The organism is Rhodococcus mengyinensis (genome assembly GCF_048381435.1).
GTDB classification, from domain to species: domain Bacteria; phylum Actinomycetota; class Actinomycetes; order Mycobacteriales; family Mycobacteriaceae; genus Rhodococcus_F; species Rhodococcus_F opacus_D.
Window position 1 is genome coordinate 30,815 of the sequence record NZ_JBLWIT010000039.1, and the last position, 15,478, is coordinate 46,292.

The following is a 15,478-nucleotide window of genomic DNA, read 5'->3' on the forward strand; positions in this document are numbered from 1 at the left end:
TAATCGATCTGATCGGCCCCGGAGATCACCCCTGACCTGCAATGTCAGCGGGCGGCCTCCGGGGCCGACTAGACTGTCCAGGCACTTTTGCAGCCGATCCGGTTGCAGCCGAACCAGTCAAGGAGACCTCTTGCCCGACGAGGACACGTCACGCGACGAGCGCGAGCTCGAGCAGCAGTACGTGACGATGCTCTACACCCGACTGGACGGCCTTCGCCAGTACGCGGCGAACCGGCTGAGCCGTGTACTGCTCGAAACCGGCGGGACCCCGCAGGCCCGCAGCGAGCGGGAGTCGTTCAACCAGCTCTACACCGAAGACCTCGCCAAGTACGACGCCGCCGAGAACGGGCTGTGCTTCGGACGCATCGATCTCGACGGCGAGCACCGCTACATCGGCCGGCTCGGCATCCTCGACGAGGAGAACGACTACGAGACGATGCTCCTCGATTGGCGTGCGCCCCTTGCCCGCCCGTTCTACCTCGCCACCCCCGCAGCCCCCGACGGCGTCTCCCGTCGGCGGCACATCCGGACGCGGAGCCGCCGGGTGACGGCCGTCAACGACGAGTATCTGGATCTGGCGGCGGCAGAGGCCGCGGGCACGATCACCGGCTCGGACGGCGTCGCGGGTGAAAGTGCACTGCTCGCCGCGCTCAACGCGGCCCGCACCGGTCAGATGAACGACATCGTCGAGACCATCCAGGGTGAGCAGGACGCCATCATCCGGTCGGAGCACAAGAGTGTGCTGGTCGTCCAGGGAGGACCGGGAACCGGCAAGACCGCGGTCGCTCTGCACCGCGCCGCCTACCTGCTCTACACCTACCGGCAGCAGCTCGCGAAGGCCGGCGTCCTCATCATCGGCCCCAACGCCACGTTCCTCGACTACATCGGCCAGGTGCTGCCGTCGCTCGGCGAGACCGGTGTGCTGCTCTCGACCATCGGCGACCTCTACCCCGGCGTCCGCGCCACCGTCGAGGACAGCCTCGACGCCGGCGAGATCAAGGGCTCGCTCGACATGCTGGACGTGCTCAAGAAGGCGGTCCGGGATCGGCAGGAAGTGCCGTCGCGTCCCGTCGAGCTGACGTTCGACACCTACCGGATCACCCTCGACCGCAAGGTCGTCACCCGCGCTCGTGGCCGGGCGAGGTCGTCGCGGCGCCCGCACAACCTGGCACGGCCCATCTTCGTCTCGTCGGTCATCGAGGCACTCGCCCAGCAACTCGCGGACACACTGGGCGCCAACGTCGTCGACGGCGGGAACCTGCTGAGCCGGGACGACATCGCCGACATGCGGGACGAGATGCGTGAAGACCCGGAGATCATGACGGCGATCAGCGCGCTGTGGCCGGAACTGTCGCCGCAGCAGGTCCTCGCCGAGCTGTACGCCTCGCCGAAGCGGCTGGCCGATGCCGCGCCGAATCTGACCGAAACGCAACGTGAGTCGTTGCGACGCCCCGTCATGCGCGGCTTCAGTGCCGCCGACGCGCCACTCCTCGACGAGTTGGCGGAACTGCTCGGCGTCGACGACGCCGCCGAACGGGAGCGCGCCCGCCGCCAGTGGCGGGCACAGATCGCGGATGCCCAGGGCGCCCTGGACATCCTGACCGGTTCGGCGCCGCAGGATCTCGAGGACGAGCTGGACCCGGAAATTCTGATGGCGTACGACCTGATCGACGCCAGCCAGCTGGCCGAACGCCACGACGTGGGACAGCACCAGACCACCGCGGAGCGCGCAGCGGGCGACCGAACCTGGACCTACGGCCACGTCATCGTCGACGAGGCGCAGGAACTCTCGGAGATGGCCTGGCGAATGCTGATGCGGCGCATACCGAATCGCTGGATGACGCTGGTCGGCGACACGGCGCAGACCGGCGACCCGGCGGGTACGTCGTCGTGGCAACGGATCCTCGAGCCGTACGTGGCCGCACGGTGGAAGCTCACGGAACTGACCGTCAACTACCGCACTCCGGCGGAGATCATGACGTCGGCACGGCGGGTTCTCGCCGAGATCGACGCCGAGCAGACCGTGCCGCGGTCGGTGCGCGAATCCGGATTCGCGCCGTGGGCGCTGCAGGTGTCCGAACCCGATCTCGCGGACACCGTGCGCACGTGTGTGTCCCGGGAAACCGCACCGGGCACGACTGTCGTGATCGGGGGCCACGACCTCGTCGCCGCACTCGCCGATCTGAAGTCGGACACCGTCAGCGTCCTGACGGTGCGGGACGTCAAGGGGCTGGAGTTCGACTCGGTGCTCATCGCCGAGCCACAGGACATTCTCGACGAGTCGCCGCGGGGGATGAACGACCTCTACGTCGCCCTGACCCGCGCGACGCAACGACTCGGTGTGGTGCATACGAAGACGTTGCCCGCGGTGCTGTCCGATCTCGGTCCGGCCGAGGTCGGGATCCTGTCGTGACACCGGGCGGTCGCGGTCGGCTGATCGGGTGTGGGCTCGTCCTCACCGCGATCGTGTCGACCGCGTGTTCGGAGGCCACCGCCTCCGACCCGCCGTCGACGGCCTCGGTTGCCGCCACCACTGCCGCATCACACCTCGACGCCCGTGGCCTGCGCTACAAGGAGTCGCTGACCGGGGCCGGCATACCGGCGCTGCCTGACGACACGGTCATGGCTCTCGCCAACGGGATCTGCGGCCAGCTGTCCGAGGGGACGGACGAGGCCACGATCCTCGCGCATCTGACCCCGATGGCGCAGTTCGCCTCGGCGACGTCGGATATCGGCCTCACCACCGAACAGGTGGCGCAGGTCTATCTCGATGCCGCCGAGGCGAATTACTGCTGATCCGCGTGGTGCGTCAGCGCACCGTGTGGACGATGAGGACGTCGGACGTCGACTTGCGTGCGGCATCCGACGGAACGGAGCCGAGGAGACGCCCGGTAAGGGTGTTGAGTCCGCGGTTGCCGATCACCAGAAGACCGGCCTCGACCTCGTCGACGAGGTTCAGCAGCGACTCGACGGGCGCACCGACGACGGCGCGTTCCACGACCTCCTTGGCGCCGGCGGCGTGGGCGCGTTCCTTCGCGGTGCGGAGGATCTCGTACGTCGGGGCGGAACCGGTGATCTGGTAGGCCTCGTCACCGAGCGCGTCGGCGGCCTGCCCGACGTCCTTCGGATCGGCCGGGTAGTACGCGCAGGCGATGATCAGCTTGGCACCGGCGTCCCCCGCGATGGCAGCAGCCTTCTCGACGGCCAGAAACGACGACTCGGAGCCATCAGTTCCGACGACAACGGTCCGGTAGGCGCTCATTCATTCCTCCATGTCTGCGGTGGTCAATTGGCCGGGGTCCGGACATACGTCATGCCTGGACCCAGCAGCCACTGCGCTGACCCTAGCTGTATCGGTGCCCGCATAGGTGCATTTGCAACACATGCCACAGGGGATATCCCCAGTGCATGACGGATCACATTCCGGAGGCGCTTCGGCTGTGATCAGCGTCAGCGTGACGTGCCGACCTTGGGACCGAACACGCCGGCGGGGAACACGCCCGCCGCGACGATCGCGTCGCGCCACGGGGTTGCGAGTTCGACGAGCCGGGCCGCCCCGTCCTCCCCCAGCGCGGCCCACGGAGCCAGCGCGAGATCGTCGGTGAGATCCTCGACCAGTTCGCGCAACTCCTTGCCGTCGGCGGTGAGTTCGCCCCGCGCATCCAGGATCTCGCGGTCACGCAGACTGTCGCTCGCCGAGTCCCACTGGTCCTGGGTCCAGGCGCGGCGCGTCATCGCGAACTTCTTCTGGAAGCCGAACCCGGTCGCGGTGTGCGTGATCAGCGATTCGAGTCCGCTCAGTCCCGCCGTCTGCAGGGCGGCGACGTGACCGTCGCCGCGGTACTCCCGCAGCAATGTGAGGGCATGCCAGAAGGCGAGGTGCGGTGTGTCCGGCCACTCCACCCCCGCGTACCCCGCGTACGGCGGCCGTCCCTCGACACCCGGGATTCCGCGGGCCGCGATCGACGCGAGTTCGGCGGCCTCGGCCATCTCCGGTGAATTCGTCACCGATTCGCCGAGAAGTCGCACATACGCCTCCCCGACCGCCCGGTACCGCGCGTCGACGACTGCCGCGGGCGTGGCCAGACCCCAGGCACGCGGAATGACCGACTCGATCACGGCCGGACTGAAGTTGTAGAAGGTCGCAGTGACGACGCCCGCACCGACCGCGCCCATCGGCGCGGAGCGGCCCGCGAAGTAGCCCATCCGACCCGGTGCGAGGCCCGCCTCGACCAGACGATTCTCGACCTCGGGAACGAAATAGCTGAGCGAATGAAGCAACTCCAAGGACCGGGCGGTACGACCTGCGTTGTGTGCATCCATGCTTCAGACCGTACTGCCTGGGCGCGCCCGCTATTTCAGGCCCGCGGCATCCATGCCGCGCAGCTCCTTCTTCAGGTCAGCGATCTCGTCGCGCAGTCGTCCGGCGAGTTCGAACTGCAGATCTCGGGCGGCGTTCATCATCTGATCGGTCAATTCCTTGACCAGATCTGCCAACTCCGCCCTCGGCATCGACTTCGTATCGCGGCCCTCGTACACCCCGGCGCTGACCGAGCGCCCGGCCTCGCCCTGGGCGCGGCGCCCGCGAGTGGCGTTGCGGCCGGAACCGCCGACGTCGACTCCGCTGGCCGTGTCCTCGGCTTCCTCGTAGACCTGGTCGAGGATGTCTGCGATCTTCTTCCGCAGCGGCTGCGGATCGACGCCCATCTTCTCGTTGTAGGCGATCTGCTTCTCACGCCGCCGCTCGGTCTCCTCGATCGCGTGCTGCATCGAGTCGGTGATCTTGTCGGCGTACATGTGGACCTGGCCGGAGACGTTACGAGCCGCGCGGCCGATCGTCTGGATGAGGCTGGTCGAGCTCCGGAGGAAGCCCTCCTTGTCGGCGTCGAGGATGGCGACCAACGACACCTCGGGGAGGTCGAGGCCCTCCCGCAGCAGGTTGATACCCACCAGGACGTCGTACTCCCCCAAACGAAGTTGCCGGAGCAACTCGACCCGTCGCAGGGTGTCGATGTCCGAGTGCAGGTACCGCACCCGGATACCGAGTTCGAGGAGGTAGTCGGTGAGGTCTTCCGCCATCTTCTTCGTCAACGTGGTGACGAGGACGCGCTCGTCCCGGTCGGCACGTTCGCGGATCTCGTGCACGAGGTCGTCGATCTGCCCCTTGGTCGGTTTGACGACCACCTGGGGGTCGACGAGACCGGTGGGGCGGATGACCTGCTCGACGAACTCCCCGCCTGCCTGCCCGAGCTCGTACTTGCCGGGTGTGGCCGACAGGTACACCGTCTGCCCGATGCGCTGGGTGAACTCCTCCCACGTCAGCGGGCGGTTGTCGGTGGCGGACGGCAACCGGAACCCGAACTCGACGAGATTCCGTTTGCGCGACATGTCGCCCTCGTACATCGCGCCGATCTGCGGGACCGTCACGTGGGACTCGTCGATGACGAGGAGGAAGTCCTCCGGGAAGTAGTCGATCAGCGTGGCGGGCGCCGTACCCGGCCCGCGACCGTCGATGTGACGCGAGTAGTTCTCGATGCCGGAGCAGAACCCGACCTGCTTGATCATCTCGAGGTCGTACTGGGTGCGCATCCGGAGACGCTGCGCCTCGAGCAGCTTGCCCTTGTTCTCGAGGTCGGCGAGCCGTTCCTCGAGTTCGGCCTCGATGTCCTTGACGGCACGTTCCATCCGCTCGGGACCCGCGACGTAGTGCGTGGCCGGGAAGATGCGCACCGAGTCGACCTTCCGCACCACGTCCCCGGTGAGGGGATGCAGGTAGTACAGCGCCTCGATCTCGTCGCCGAAGAACTCGATCCGGACCGCCAACTCCTCGTACGAGGGAATGATCTCGACGGTGTCGCCGCGCACCCGGAAGGATCCGCGGGTGAACGCCAGATCGTTGCGGGTGTACTGCACGTCGACCAGCAGCCGCAGCAGAGCGTCGCGCGGAACCTCCACCCCGACCTCGAGCTGCACCGAGCGGTCGAGGTACGACTGCGGGGTGCCGAGACCGTAGATGCACGACACGGACGCCACCACGACCACGTCCCGCCGCGACAGCAGGCTCGACGTCGCGGAGTGGCGCAGCCGCTCGACGTCGTCGTTGATCGACGAGTCCTTCTCGATGTAGGTGTCGGTCTGCGCGATGTACGCCTCGGGCTGGTAGTAGTCGTAGTACGAGACGAAGTACTCGACGGAGTTGTTGGGCAGCATGTCGCGCAGCTCGTTGGCCAACTGCGCGGCGAGCGTCTTGTTGGGCGCCATCACCAGGGTGGGCCGCTGCACCTTCTCGATCAGCCACGCCGTGGTGGCGGACTTGCCGGTACCGGTGGCGCCGAGCAGGACCACGTCCTTCTCGCCGGCGTTGATGCGGCGTTCCAGATCGGCGATCGCGGTGGGCTGATCGCCGGCCGGCTTGTGGTCGCTGACGACCTCGAACCGCGCTTCCGACCGCTCGATCTCCCCGATGGGACGGAACTCGGAATGTGCCACCACGGGGTGCTCGGATGCAAACGCCATACAACCAGGGTAGGCGCAGGTACCGACAAACTCTCCGACGATCTCCGTCAGCTGAAAAACCCGGTAGGTTCCCCACCATGGCAGGCGCGAGTCACGACATCCACCCACCGAAGGTCGAGTACTTCGACCTACGAGATCACACCAACACCGACCCCAAGGGGTTCGTCCGCCACGTCGATCACTACCGCGTCGAACCGTGGGGGCTGTACATGGCGCGCACCTCCGACCACCGGCAGTTCCACTACCTGGAGTCGTGGCTGCTCCCCGACCTCGGCCTGCGGGCGTCGATCTTCCACTACCACCCCTACCACCAGCGCGATCAGGACCACTACGTCGACATCGGCAGCTTCACCCGGGGTGACGACGTGTGGAAGTCCGAGGACCACTACCTGGACCTGGTCGTCCGCACCGGCCGCGACACCGAACTCCTCGACGTCGACGAGCTGATGGAGGCGCACACCACCGGCCTGCTCGACACGGCGACGGCCGAGCGGGCGATCCTCACCGCCACCACGGCGATCGACGGCATCGCCGCGCACGGCCACGACCTCGGCCGCTGGCTGGCCTCGATCGGGATGCCGATCGACTGGCGGTGACCTACGCGCTCCAGCCGGTCCGCTCGGCCCATTCCCACGCCCGGTGATAGGCGCGGTCGAACCACGGGGTCTTCGCGTCCACATAGGCGGTGATCGCGTCCCGGTAGTCCGTGTGACCGGCCGCCTTCTCCGCCGCACCTTCCTTGACCGCGAGGTACTCGGTCCGGGCCTCGGTGTCGGCGCGGAGCCAGTCGCGGAAGACGAGCGCGAACTGCTGTCCGGGCCACCCGTCGACGCGAATGTGGATGTTGACGGGCCGTCCGGGATCGGCACCGCCGTGGATTCGCTTGCCCCACAGGGCCGGGTCGGTCTCTCCGCCCTGGTACGAGGGCTTCGGGTCGTCGGCGGTGATGTGCTCGATGCGGGGGAACCCGGCGTCGGCGAGGGATTCGGCGAGGTCGTCCGCGGTCTCGAGGTTCGCGACGGTCACCTGGACGTCGATGACGTCCTTGGCGGGCAATCCTTCGACGGCCGTCGACCCGATGTGGTCGATCCGGACGGCGCGGTCGCCGCACACCAGTTTCACGCGAGCGATCAGCCGGTCGGCCTGCGCCGGCCACTGCGGATTCGGCGGAGCGAGTTCGGGCAGGACCCGGACGACGGTCCGCGTGCGGATGTTGGACTCGAAGGGCACGAGACGCTCCGACCACAGTGCCCGGATCGCCGGCTCGAGCGCGCCAGGGGCACCGCTGTTGTCGAGCCAGACGTCCGCCGCCGCCCGCCGCTGATCGTCGTCGGCCTGGGCTGCGATCCGCGCGCGCGCATCGGTCTCGGGCATTCCCCGCGATCCGACAAGCCGCCGCACCCGCTCCTCGGCATCGACGAACACGACGACGACCAGGTGGAAGGCCGCGCCCATTCCGCCCTCGACCAGCAACGGAATGTCCTGGACGAGGATGGCGTCCTTGGGCGCCGATTCGATCGTCTCGGTGGTGCGCGCCCCGACGAGCGGGTGAACGATCGCATTCAGCGCGAGCCGCGATTCGTCGTCGGCGAAGGCGCGGGCAGCCAGGGCGGGCCGGTCGAGTGTGCCGTCCTCCGTCAGGATCTCCTCGCCGAACCGGTCGACGAGCGCGGCGAGGCCGGGTGTTCCGGGTTCGACGACCTCCCGCGCAATCAGATCGGCGTCGACGATCACTCCCCCGAGTTCGGCGAGGACCTTCGACACGGTGGACTTACCGGCTCCTATGCCTCCAGTGAGGCCGATTCTCAACACGCCTCCCAGTGTTGCACCCGCCGCGCACCGAGTACGCACGTCCCTCGCCGATCTCCACCCTCTCCTCCCTCTGCAGACTCACCTGCCCCAAATACCACAGATGTCCGACACGGTCGGTTATGTTCTAGCGAACGCACCCGACCTGCACCTTCTCGAAGAAGAGGAACGCCATGCGCGATCACCGCAACCAGTTCGGTCGGCACCGCCTCGGCATTGCGGGCGGGGTGCATTGCATGGAGATCCCCGAGGTGGCCTCCGCGCTCGCCGACCACCGCCGGACCTGGCTCACGGCACTCATCAGCCAGGGCAGGCACAGCTTCGCAACGATGCGCAAGCGCGCCGACGTACAGCCGTCGTCCGGTTACTGGATTCCCGCCACCGCGAACTGAGCACCAGCCTCACCCCCCACACCACTGTGGCCCAACCTCCGGAGAGGTTGGGCCACAGTCATGTTCGGACGTCCTGCAACGACGAGACCCCGCCCCTGCAGTGCAGGAGCGGGGTCTTCGGCTTTGCCTGACGAGTCAGGCGGACTTGCTAGGCGTTGCCCGACAGCTTCTCGCGCAGAGCGGCGAGCTGTGCGTCGCTGGCCAGCGATCCGCCGGCAGACTCGGACGACGAGGTGCTGGCGGCCGAAGCGGCGTCGGCGTCGCCGGCACCCGACTCGGAGGAGTAGCCGGCAGCAGCGGTGGCAGCCTCGGCGGCCTCGTCTGCAGCGGTCTTCTCCATCTGAGCGGTGTGCATCTTGTGACGACGCTCAGCCTCGGCGTAGCGGTTCTCCCACTCTTCGCGCTGCTTGTCGAAGCCCTCGAGCCATTCGTTGGTCTCGGGATCGAAGCCCTCGGGGAAGATGTAGTTGCCCTGCTCGTCGTAGCTGTCCGCCATGCCGTACTTGGACGGATCGAACTCGGCGTTGTAGTCCTCGTTGGCCTGCTTCAGCGACAGCGAGATGCGACGACGCTCGAGGTCGATGTCGATGACCTTGACGAGCGCATCGTCGTTGACGCCGACAACCTGGTCCGGGACCTCCACGTGGCGCTCGGCCAGCTCGGAGATGTGGACGAGGCCTTCGATTCCCTCTTCGACGCGCACGAAGGCACCGAACGGAACCAGCTTCGTGACCTTGCCGGGCACGATCTGGCCGATGGCGTGCGTGCGGGCGAACTGACGCCACGGGTCTTCCTGCGTCGCCTTGAGCGACAGGGAGACGCGCTCGCGGTCCAGGTCGACGTCGAGAACCTCGACGGTGACCTCGGTGCCGACCTCGACAACCTCGGACGGGTGGTCGATGTGCTTCCAGGACAGCTCGGACACGTGCACCAGGCCGTCGACGCCGCCCAGGTCCACGAAGGCACCGAAGTTGACGATGGAGGACACGACGCCCTTGCGGACCTGGCCCTTCTGCAGCTGGTGCAGGAACTCGCTGCGAACCTCGGACTGCGTCTGCTCGAGCCATGCACGGCGCGAGAGGACGACGTTGTTGCGGTTCTTGTCGAGCTCGATGATCTTGGCCTCGATCTCCTTGCCGACGTACGGCTGCAGATCGCGGACACGGCGCATCTCGACGAGCGAAGCGGGAAGGAAGCCACGCAGGCCGATGTCGAGGATCAGGCCGCCCTTGACGACCTCGATGACGGTGCCCTTGACGGCCTCGTCCTTCTCCTTGAGCTCCTCGATGGTGCCCCAGGCACGCTCGTACTGAGCGCGCTTCTTCGACAGGATCAGCCGGCCTTCCTTGTCCTCCTTGGTGAGGACGAGAGCTTCGACCTCATCGCCCACGGAGACGACCTCGTTGGGGTCGACGTCGTGCTTGATGGAGAGCTCACGGGAAGGGATGACGCCTTCGGTCTTGTAACCGATGTCGAGCAGGACCTCGTCGCGATCGACCTTGACGATGGTGCCTTCGACGATGTCGCCATCGTTGAAGTACTTGATCGTTGCGTCGATGGCGGCGAGGAAGTCCTCGGCGGAGCCGATGTCGTTTACGGCTACCTGCGGCGAGGTCACGGTGGTGGAGGGCATGTGTTGAGTTGCTCCGGACGGGTTGTGGTCGGTTGATGGTGTTCTGTCGGACAAGCAACCTGAACCGACGAAACACTCCGCCGAATCAGATCACCGCAAGCGCAGTGAACGACACCCGACTGGAACCGAACAAACTCGAACTGAACCGAATCCGATGCCGCACACATAGACACTCGCGTGCAATAGGCTACGCGCCCGTGGGCAAGCTGGGCAAACCCGGGCACGTTCCCACGCTCTACTCTGTTGCCCATGCCCGATCCTCGCCCGTCCGATTCTCCTCTCTCCCCGGAAGACGACCGACACGGCACCGCCAACAGCGTGCTCGGAACGTCCGGGGTGAGCCGCGTCCGCGTCGATTCCGAGTCCAGCGAACGCGCGAGCCGTGCCTGGTGGGACGCCGATGCGGACGACTACCACCGCACCCACGGCGAGTTCCTCGGCGTGGACTCGTCCGAGGGTGAGTTCGTCTGGTGTCCGGAGGGCCTCCACGAGGGGGACTACCACCTTCTCGGTGACGTGGCGGGCAAGGACGTCCTCGAGGTGGGCTGCGGTTCCGCGCCCTGCGCGCGGTGGCTCGCCGGCCGGGGCGCCCGGGCAGTCGGGCTCGACCTGTCCATGTCGATGCTGACCCGCGGGCTCGAGGCCATGCGGGCGGGCGGCGCGACCGTGCCGCTCGTTCATGCGGGAGCCGAGCACCTCCCCTTCGCCGACGCGAGCTTCGACATCGCGTGTTCGGCTTTTGGAGCGGTTCCGTTCGTGGCGGACTCACAGCAGGTGATGAGTGAAGTGGCCCGGGTACTCCGCCCGGGCGGTGCGTGGGTGTTCGCCGTCAACCATCCGATCCGCTGGATCTTCCCGGACGACCCGGGCCCCCGAGGGCTCACCGCGTCGCTCCCCTACTTCGACCGCACCCCCTACGTGGAGGTCGACGGCGACGGCGTCCCCACCTACGTCGAGCACCACCGGACCATCGGCGACCGGGTGCGCGAGATCGTGGCGGCCGGACTGGAGGTACGCGACATCATCGAGCCGGAGTGGCCCGAATGGCTCGACCGGGAATGGGGGCAGTGGAGCCCGCTGCGGGGACAGATCTTCCCCGGCACCGCCATCTTCAGCTGCCGCAAACCCGTGAGTACTTCTTAACCGCCCGCGGTTGAGAAGTACTCACGGGGCCGGAGGCCACTACAGCAGCTTCGACAAGAACAACTTGGTGCGGTCGTGCTGCGGATTGGCGAGCAGCTCGCGGGGGTTCCCCGATTCGACGACGACGCCGGCGTCCATGAACACGAGCTGGTCGGCCACCTCGCGTGCGAAGCCCATCTCGTGCGTGACGACGACCATCGTCATGCCGCCGGCCGCGAGATCCTTCATCACGGTCAGCACCTCCCCGACCAGCTCCGGGTCGAGGGCGGACGTCGGCTCGTCGAACAGCATCAGCTTGGGGTCCATCGCCAGCGCGCGGGCGATCGCGACGCGCTGCTGCTGACCACCCGACAGCTGCGCCGGGTACGCGTCCGCCTTCTCGCTCAGGCCCACCTGCTCGAGGAGGTCACGTCCTCGCTCGAGCGCCTTCTTCTTGCTCAGCCTCTTCACCTGGATGGGCGCCTCGATGATGTTCTCGAGTGCCGTCCGGTGCGGGAAGAGGTTGAAGTGCTGGAACACCATCCCGATGTCGCGGCGCTGCTTCGCGGCCGCCCTGGGATGGAGTTCGTAGAGCTTGCCGCCCCGCTCGGAGTACCCGACGATCTCGCCGTCGACGTACAGCCGCCCGGCGTTGACCTGCTCGAGGTGGTTGATGCACCGCAGGAACGTCGACTTCCCCGAGCCCGAGGGCCCGACCAGGCACAGGACCTGGCCGGCGTCGATCTCCAGCGACACACCCTTGAGTACCTTCAGCGCCCCGAAGTTCTTGCAGACCCGGTCCGCCTTGACCATCGGCGTCATCGTCGTTCCCCTCCGGGAGTGTCGGGCAAGGTCTCGGGCCCGGGTTCGATCACCAGCGGCTTGCCCTGCGCGTCGGCGAGCGCCTGCAGTTGCCGCGGGGTGAGCTTGCGGGACGCACCCTTCGAGTAGTAGCGCTCCAGGTAGAACTGGCCGATCATCAGCAGGCTGGTGATGGCGAGGTACCAGGTGGCGGCCACCATCAGTAGCGGGATCGGCTGGAAGTTCGCACCCGAGATGTCTCTGGCACGTCCGTACAACTCCAGGCTGTACGGCACCGCGGTGACCAGCGATGTCGTCTTCAGCATGCTGATCAGCTCGTTGCCCGTGGGCGGGATGATCACCCGCATGGCCTGCGGCAGGACCGTGCGGCGCATGGTCTGCGACCATGTCATGCCGAGCGCCACCGACGCCTCGGTCTGCCCCTCGGCCACCGAGTTCACGCCGGCCCGGACGATCTCGGCCATGTACGCGGCCTCGTTGAGTCCCAGACCGATCACCGCGAACAGGAACGCCGCGTTGATCCCCTGCAGGTCGATGTGCACGAACTGGTGGACGAACGGGATGCCCAGATCCAGCTGCTTGTAGATGGACGGGAACAGTCCCCAGAACACCAACTGCACGTAGACCGGGGTCCCGCGGAAAATCCACAGGTAACCCCACGACGCCGCCTTCAGCACCGGGTTCGGCGACAGTCGCATGACGGCGAGGACGACACCCAGGATGATGGCGATCGCCATCGACAGGATCGTCAGCTGGATGGTGTTCCACGCCGCGGCCGAGATCCGTGCATCGAACAGATACCGGGCGTAGACGTCCCAGCGGTACGCCTCGTTGGTGCGCGCACCGTTGACGAACAGCGCCAGCAACAGACCGACGACGATCGCGGCGATCCAGCGGCCGGGCCGCCGCAGCGGGATCGCCTTGATCGGTTCCGGTTCCTGCCCCGCCTCGGTGCCGGACCGGTCCGGAGCCTTCTCCACGTCAGACACTCGTCAACCGCTCAGCTCGTGGCGCCGTTGATCTGGGACGTGGTGATGACGCCCGCCTCGACACCCCAGTTCTCCGCGATCGTCCGGTAGGTGCCGTCGTCGATGAGGTGCTGCAGCGCCTGCTGGAGGGTCTGCGCGAGCGGCGAACCCTTCGCGACGGGCCAGCCGTACGGCGCGGCGTCGAAGACCTCGCCCGCGGCCTCGATCTTGCCGTCGCTCTGCTTGATCGCGTAGGCGGTGACGGGCGAATCGGCGGACATCGCGTCGACCTTGCCGAGCGCGACGGCGTTGGCGGCGTCGTCCTGGCTGTCGAACTTCACGATCTCGATGGGCGGCTTCCCGGCCGCCACGCACGCCGCGCTCTTGGCGGGCACCTCCTCGAGATCCTCGATGGTGGTGGTCTGCACGCCGACCCGCAGGCCGCAGGCGTTGGTGGGGTCGACGGACTTGCCTGCGGGCTGCGCCCACTGCACTCCGGCGCTGAAGTAGGTGGTGAAGTCGACCGACTGCTCGCGTTCCTTGGTGTCCGTGAACGACGACATACCCATGTCGTAGCTGCCGGCCTGGATCGACGGGATGATCTTGTCGAAGTCCGCCTCGGTGTACTCGGGTGTCACGCCGAGCACCTTGCTCACGGCGTCCACGAGGTCGACGTCGAAGCCGACGATCTTGCCGCTCGGATCCTTGAACTCGTTGGGCGAGTAGGGAATATTGACACCGACGATGATCTTGCCGGACGAGGCGATCTTCTCGGGCAGTGTCGCCGCGATGGCATCCACCTTGTCGACTTCCACGGCGACGGTCTCTTCTCCGGAAGGCGTACCGCCGCCCTCGGTGTTGCTGGCGCATCCGGCGAGCAGCAGAGCACTGCCGCCCGCCAGTGCACAGATGGTGCGGGCCACTCGGCCTCGCGCGAAGACGGATCGACCAGACACTGGCATGTCCTCCAAGGAAATCGTGGTACACCGAGCGAGCTACGGCGACGGAGAACTCTCGAACTCCGAATAGTCGAACGGTAGGTTACGGCACCCGCATCTGCGGACGTCGTTACCGAACATTAACGGCCTGTCCCGGCCCGTGGCGGCGGTTTCAGCGACGCAGTGTCCGGGCGAGGACGGTCTCGGTGAATTCACCGGTCGACGCGAGTCCACCCAGGTCAGCCGTGGCGACTCCGGACGCGATCGTCGCACGGACCGCGTCGCGGATCCGGTGTGCCGCGCCGCCCAGATGCCGGTCTGCGCGGCGGTCCCCGAGCCATTCGAGCATCATCGCGGCCGACAGCATCAGCGCCGTGGGATTGGCCCGGTTGTGGCCCGCGATGTCGGGGGCGGCTCCGTGCGCCGCCTGCGCCATCACCTTGGTCTCCGAACTGTTGATCGACGGGGCGGTGCCGAGCGAGCCGGACAGCTCACCCGTCAGATCCGACAGGATGTCGCCGAACATGTTCTCCGTCACCACGACGTCGAAGTCGCGCCCCCTGCGGACGAGGTGCGCGGTCATGGCGTCGACGTGCTCGTCGTCGATCCGCACGTCCGGGTAGTCGCGCTCCCCCACCTCCCGGCAGACGTCGCGGAACAGTCCGGTCGTCATCGACAGGACGTTGGCCTTGTGCACGATCGTGACGTGGCGGCCGCGGGTGCGCGCCAGCGCGAATGCGGTGTGCGCGATGCGCTCACACGCCTTCCTCGTCACGACGCCGACCGCCAGCGCCACGTCGGGGGTCGGCATGAACTCTCCGCTGCCGGCGAACATGTTCCGGTCCGCGTACAACCCTTCGGTGTTCTCCCGGACGATCACCAGGTCCATGTCCGGGACCGTCGAGGCGACGCCCTCGAGCGAGCGGGCGGGGCGGATGTTCGCGAAGAGGTCGAATCTCTTGCGCACCACCCCGCCGGGGGTCAGCCGGCCGCGGAACGGTTCCGGGTAGGCGGCGCTGTCGTGCGGACCCAGGATCCACGCGTCGAGTTCGTCCAGCGCGGAGAGCGTGGAGTCGGGGATCGGCGTTCCGTGCGACTCGATGGCGCCCAGGCCGAGGGGCAGTTCCACCCAGTCGACGGCGCCGCCGCCCGCCGCGGCCACCGCGGCCGAGACCACCCGCTGGGTTGCCGGGACGATCTCGTGACCGATGCCGTCGCCGAGGAGTACGCCGATCCGGGTATCGGAAATGTTTGCCGTGGCACCGCTCATGAGGCCAT

14 protein-coding genes are annotated in these 15,478 nt (G+C 67.3%); 5 read left to right on the forward strand and 9 right to left on the reverse strand.

The genetic code is table 11. The annotated features are described in order from the left end of the window. The first annotated feature begins 130 nt into the window (after positions 1-130). Together ACNJ7E_RS07290 and ACNJ7E_RS07295 are read left to right on the forward strand one after the other, a co-directional pair. Positions 131-2,413, forward strand: coding sequence for a HelD family protein (locus ACNJ7E_RS07290; protein WP_418339483.1), 2,283 nt, complete (start codon positions 131-133; stop codon positions 2,411-2,413). Beyond that, a complete protein-coding gene (locus tag ACNJ7E_RS07295; protein WP_280782489.1) occupies positions 2,410-2,796 on the forward strand; it encodes a DUF732 domain-containing protein in 387 nt (128 codons plus the stop codon). The genes ACNJ7E_RS07290 and ACNJ7E_RS07295 overlap by 4 nt, the downstream gene beginning before the upstream one ends. Before the next feature lie 13 nt (positions 2,797-2,809). Here the strand turns inward: ACNJ7E_RS07295 and ACNJ7E_RS07300 are convergent, their stop codons facing one another. The 3 genes from ACNJ7E_RS07300 to uvrB form a co-directional block, all read right to left on the reverse strand. Then, complete coding sequence (locus tag ACNJ7E_RS07300) at positions 2,810-3,262, reverse strand: universal stress protein (RefSeq protein WP_005247414.1); 453 nt, start codon at positions 3,260-3,262, stop codon at positions 2,810-2,812. A 188-nt stretch (positions 3,263-3,450) separates the two neighbouring features. Further along, positions 3,451-4,323 carry an SCO6745 family protein gene (locus ACNJ7E_RS07305; protein WP_418339484.1) on the reverse strand — a complete coding sequence of 291 codons (873 nt, stop codon included), beginning with the start codon at positions 4,321-4,323 and terminating at the stop codon, positions 3,451-3,453. Between the two features lie 30 nt (positions 4,324-4,353). Then, positions 4,354-6,516 carry an excinuclease ABC subunit UvrB gene (gene uvrB / locus ACNJ7E_RS07310; RefSeq protein ID WP_280782491.1) on the reverse strand — a complete coding sequence of 721 codons (2,163 nt, stop codon included), beginning with the start codon at positions 6,514-6,516 and terminating at the stop codon, positions 4,354-4,356. Positions 6,517-6,593: 77 nt separating this feature from the next. On the opposite strand from uvrB, the gene ACNJ7E_RS07315 reads away from it, so the two are divergent. After that, the gene (locus ACNJ7E_RS07315; RefSeq protein ID WP_105413716.1) at positions 6,594-7,112 is read left to right on the forward strand and encodes a ribonuclease FAU-1 family protein; all 519 of its coding nucleotides are present in this window, start codon (positions 6,594-6,596) and stop codon (positions 7,110-7,112) included. 1 nt (position 7,113) lies between these two features. Here the strand turns inward: ACNJ7E_RS07315 and coaE are convergent, their stop codons facing one another. After that, positions 7,114-8,328: a dephospho-CoA kinase gene (gene coaE, locus ACNJ7E_RS07320; RefSeq protein WP_280782492.1), complete on the reverse strand. Its 1,215-nt coding sequence runs from the start codon at positions 8,326-8,328 to the stop codon at positions 7,114-7,116. A gap of 170 nt (positions 8,329-8,498) precedes the next feature. On the opposite strand from coaE, the gene ACNJ7E_RS07325 reads away from it, so the two are divergent. Then, complete coding sequence (locus tag ACNJ7E_RS07325; RefSeq protein WP_280782493.1) at positions 8,499-8,717, forward strand: hypothetical protein; 219 nt, start codon at positions 8,499-8,501, stop codon at positions 8,715-8,717. 148 nt (positions 8,718-8,865) lie between these two features. Here ACNJ7E_RS07325 and rpsA read toward each other — a convergent pair whose 3' ends face one another. Then, on the reverse strand, positions 8,866-10,350 hold the full coding sequence (gene rpsA / locus ACNJ7E_RS07330; protein ID WP_005260398.1) for a 30S ribosomal protein S1: 1,485 nt from the start codon (positions 10,348-10,350) through the stop codon (positions 8,866-8,868). A 249-nt stretch (positions 10,351-10,599) separates the two neighbouring features. Between rpsA and ACNJ7E_RS07335 the strand changes: the two genes are divergently transcribed. Continuing rightward, entirely contained in the window at positions 10,600-11,493 is an 894-nt protein-coding gene (locus ACNJ7E_RS07335; protein ID WP_418339485.1) for a class I SAM-dependent methyltransferase, read from the forward strand. A gap of 39 nt (positions 11,494-11,532) precedes the next feature. Here ACNJ7E_RS07335 and ACNJ7E_RS07340 read toward each other — a convergent pair whose 3' ends face one another. The 4 genes from ACNJ7E_RS07340 to ACNJ7E_RS07355 form a co-directional block, all read right to left on the reverse strand. Beyond that, positions 11,533-12,294 carry an amino acid ABC transporter ATP-binding protein gene (locus ACNJ7E_RS07340; protein WP_005247428.1) on the reverse strand — a complete coding sequence of 254 codons (762 nt, stop codon included), beginning with the start codon at positions 12,292-12,294 and terminating at the stop codon, positions 11,533-11,535. Next, positions 12,291-13,274: an amino acid ABC transporter permease gene (locus tag ACNJ7E_RS07345; protein WP_280782602.1), complete on the reverse strand. Its 984-nt coding sequence runs from the start codon at positions 13,272-13,274 to the stop codon at positions 12,291-12,293. The genes ACNJ7E_RS07340 and ACNJ7E_RS07345 overlap by 4 nt, the downstream gene beginning before the upstream one ends. Positions 13,275-13,294: 20 nt before the next feature. Further along, complete coding sequence (locus ACNJ7E_RS07350; RefSeq protein WP_050787246.1) at positions 13,295-14,224, reverse strand: ABC transporter substrate-binding protein; 930 nt, start codon at positions 14,222-14,224, stop codon at positions 13,295-13,297. Positions 14,225-14,372: 148 nt separating this feature from the next. Next, on the reverse strand, positions 14,373-15,470 hold the full coding sequence (locus ACNJ7E_RS07355) for an isocitrate/isopropylmalate dehydrogenase family protein (RefSeq protein ID WP_280782495.1): 1,098 nt from the start codon (positions 15,468-15,470) through the stop codon (positions 14,373-14,375). Positions 15,471-15,478: the final 8 nt, after the last annotated feature.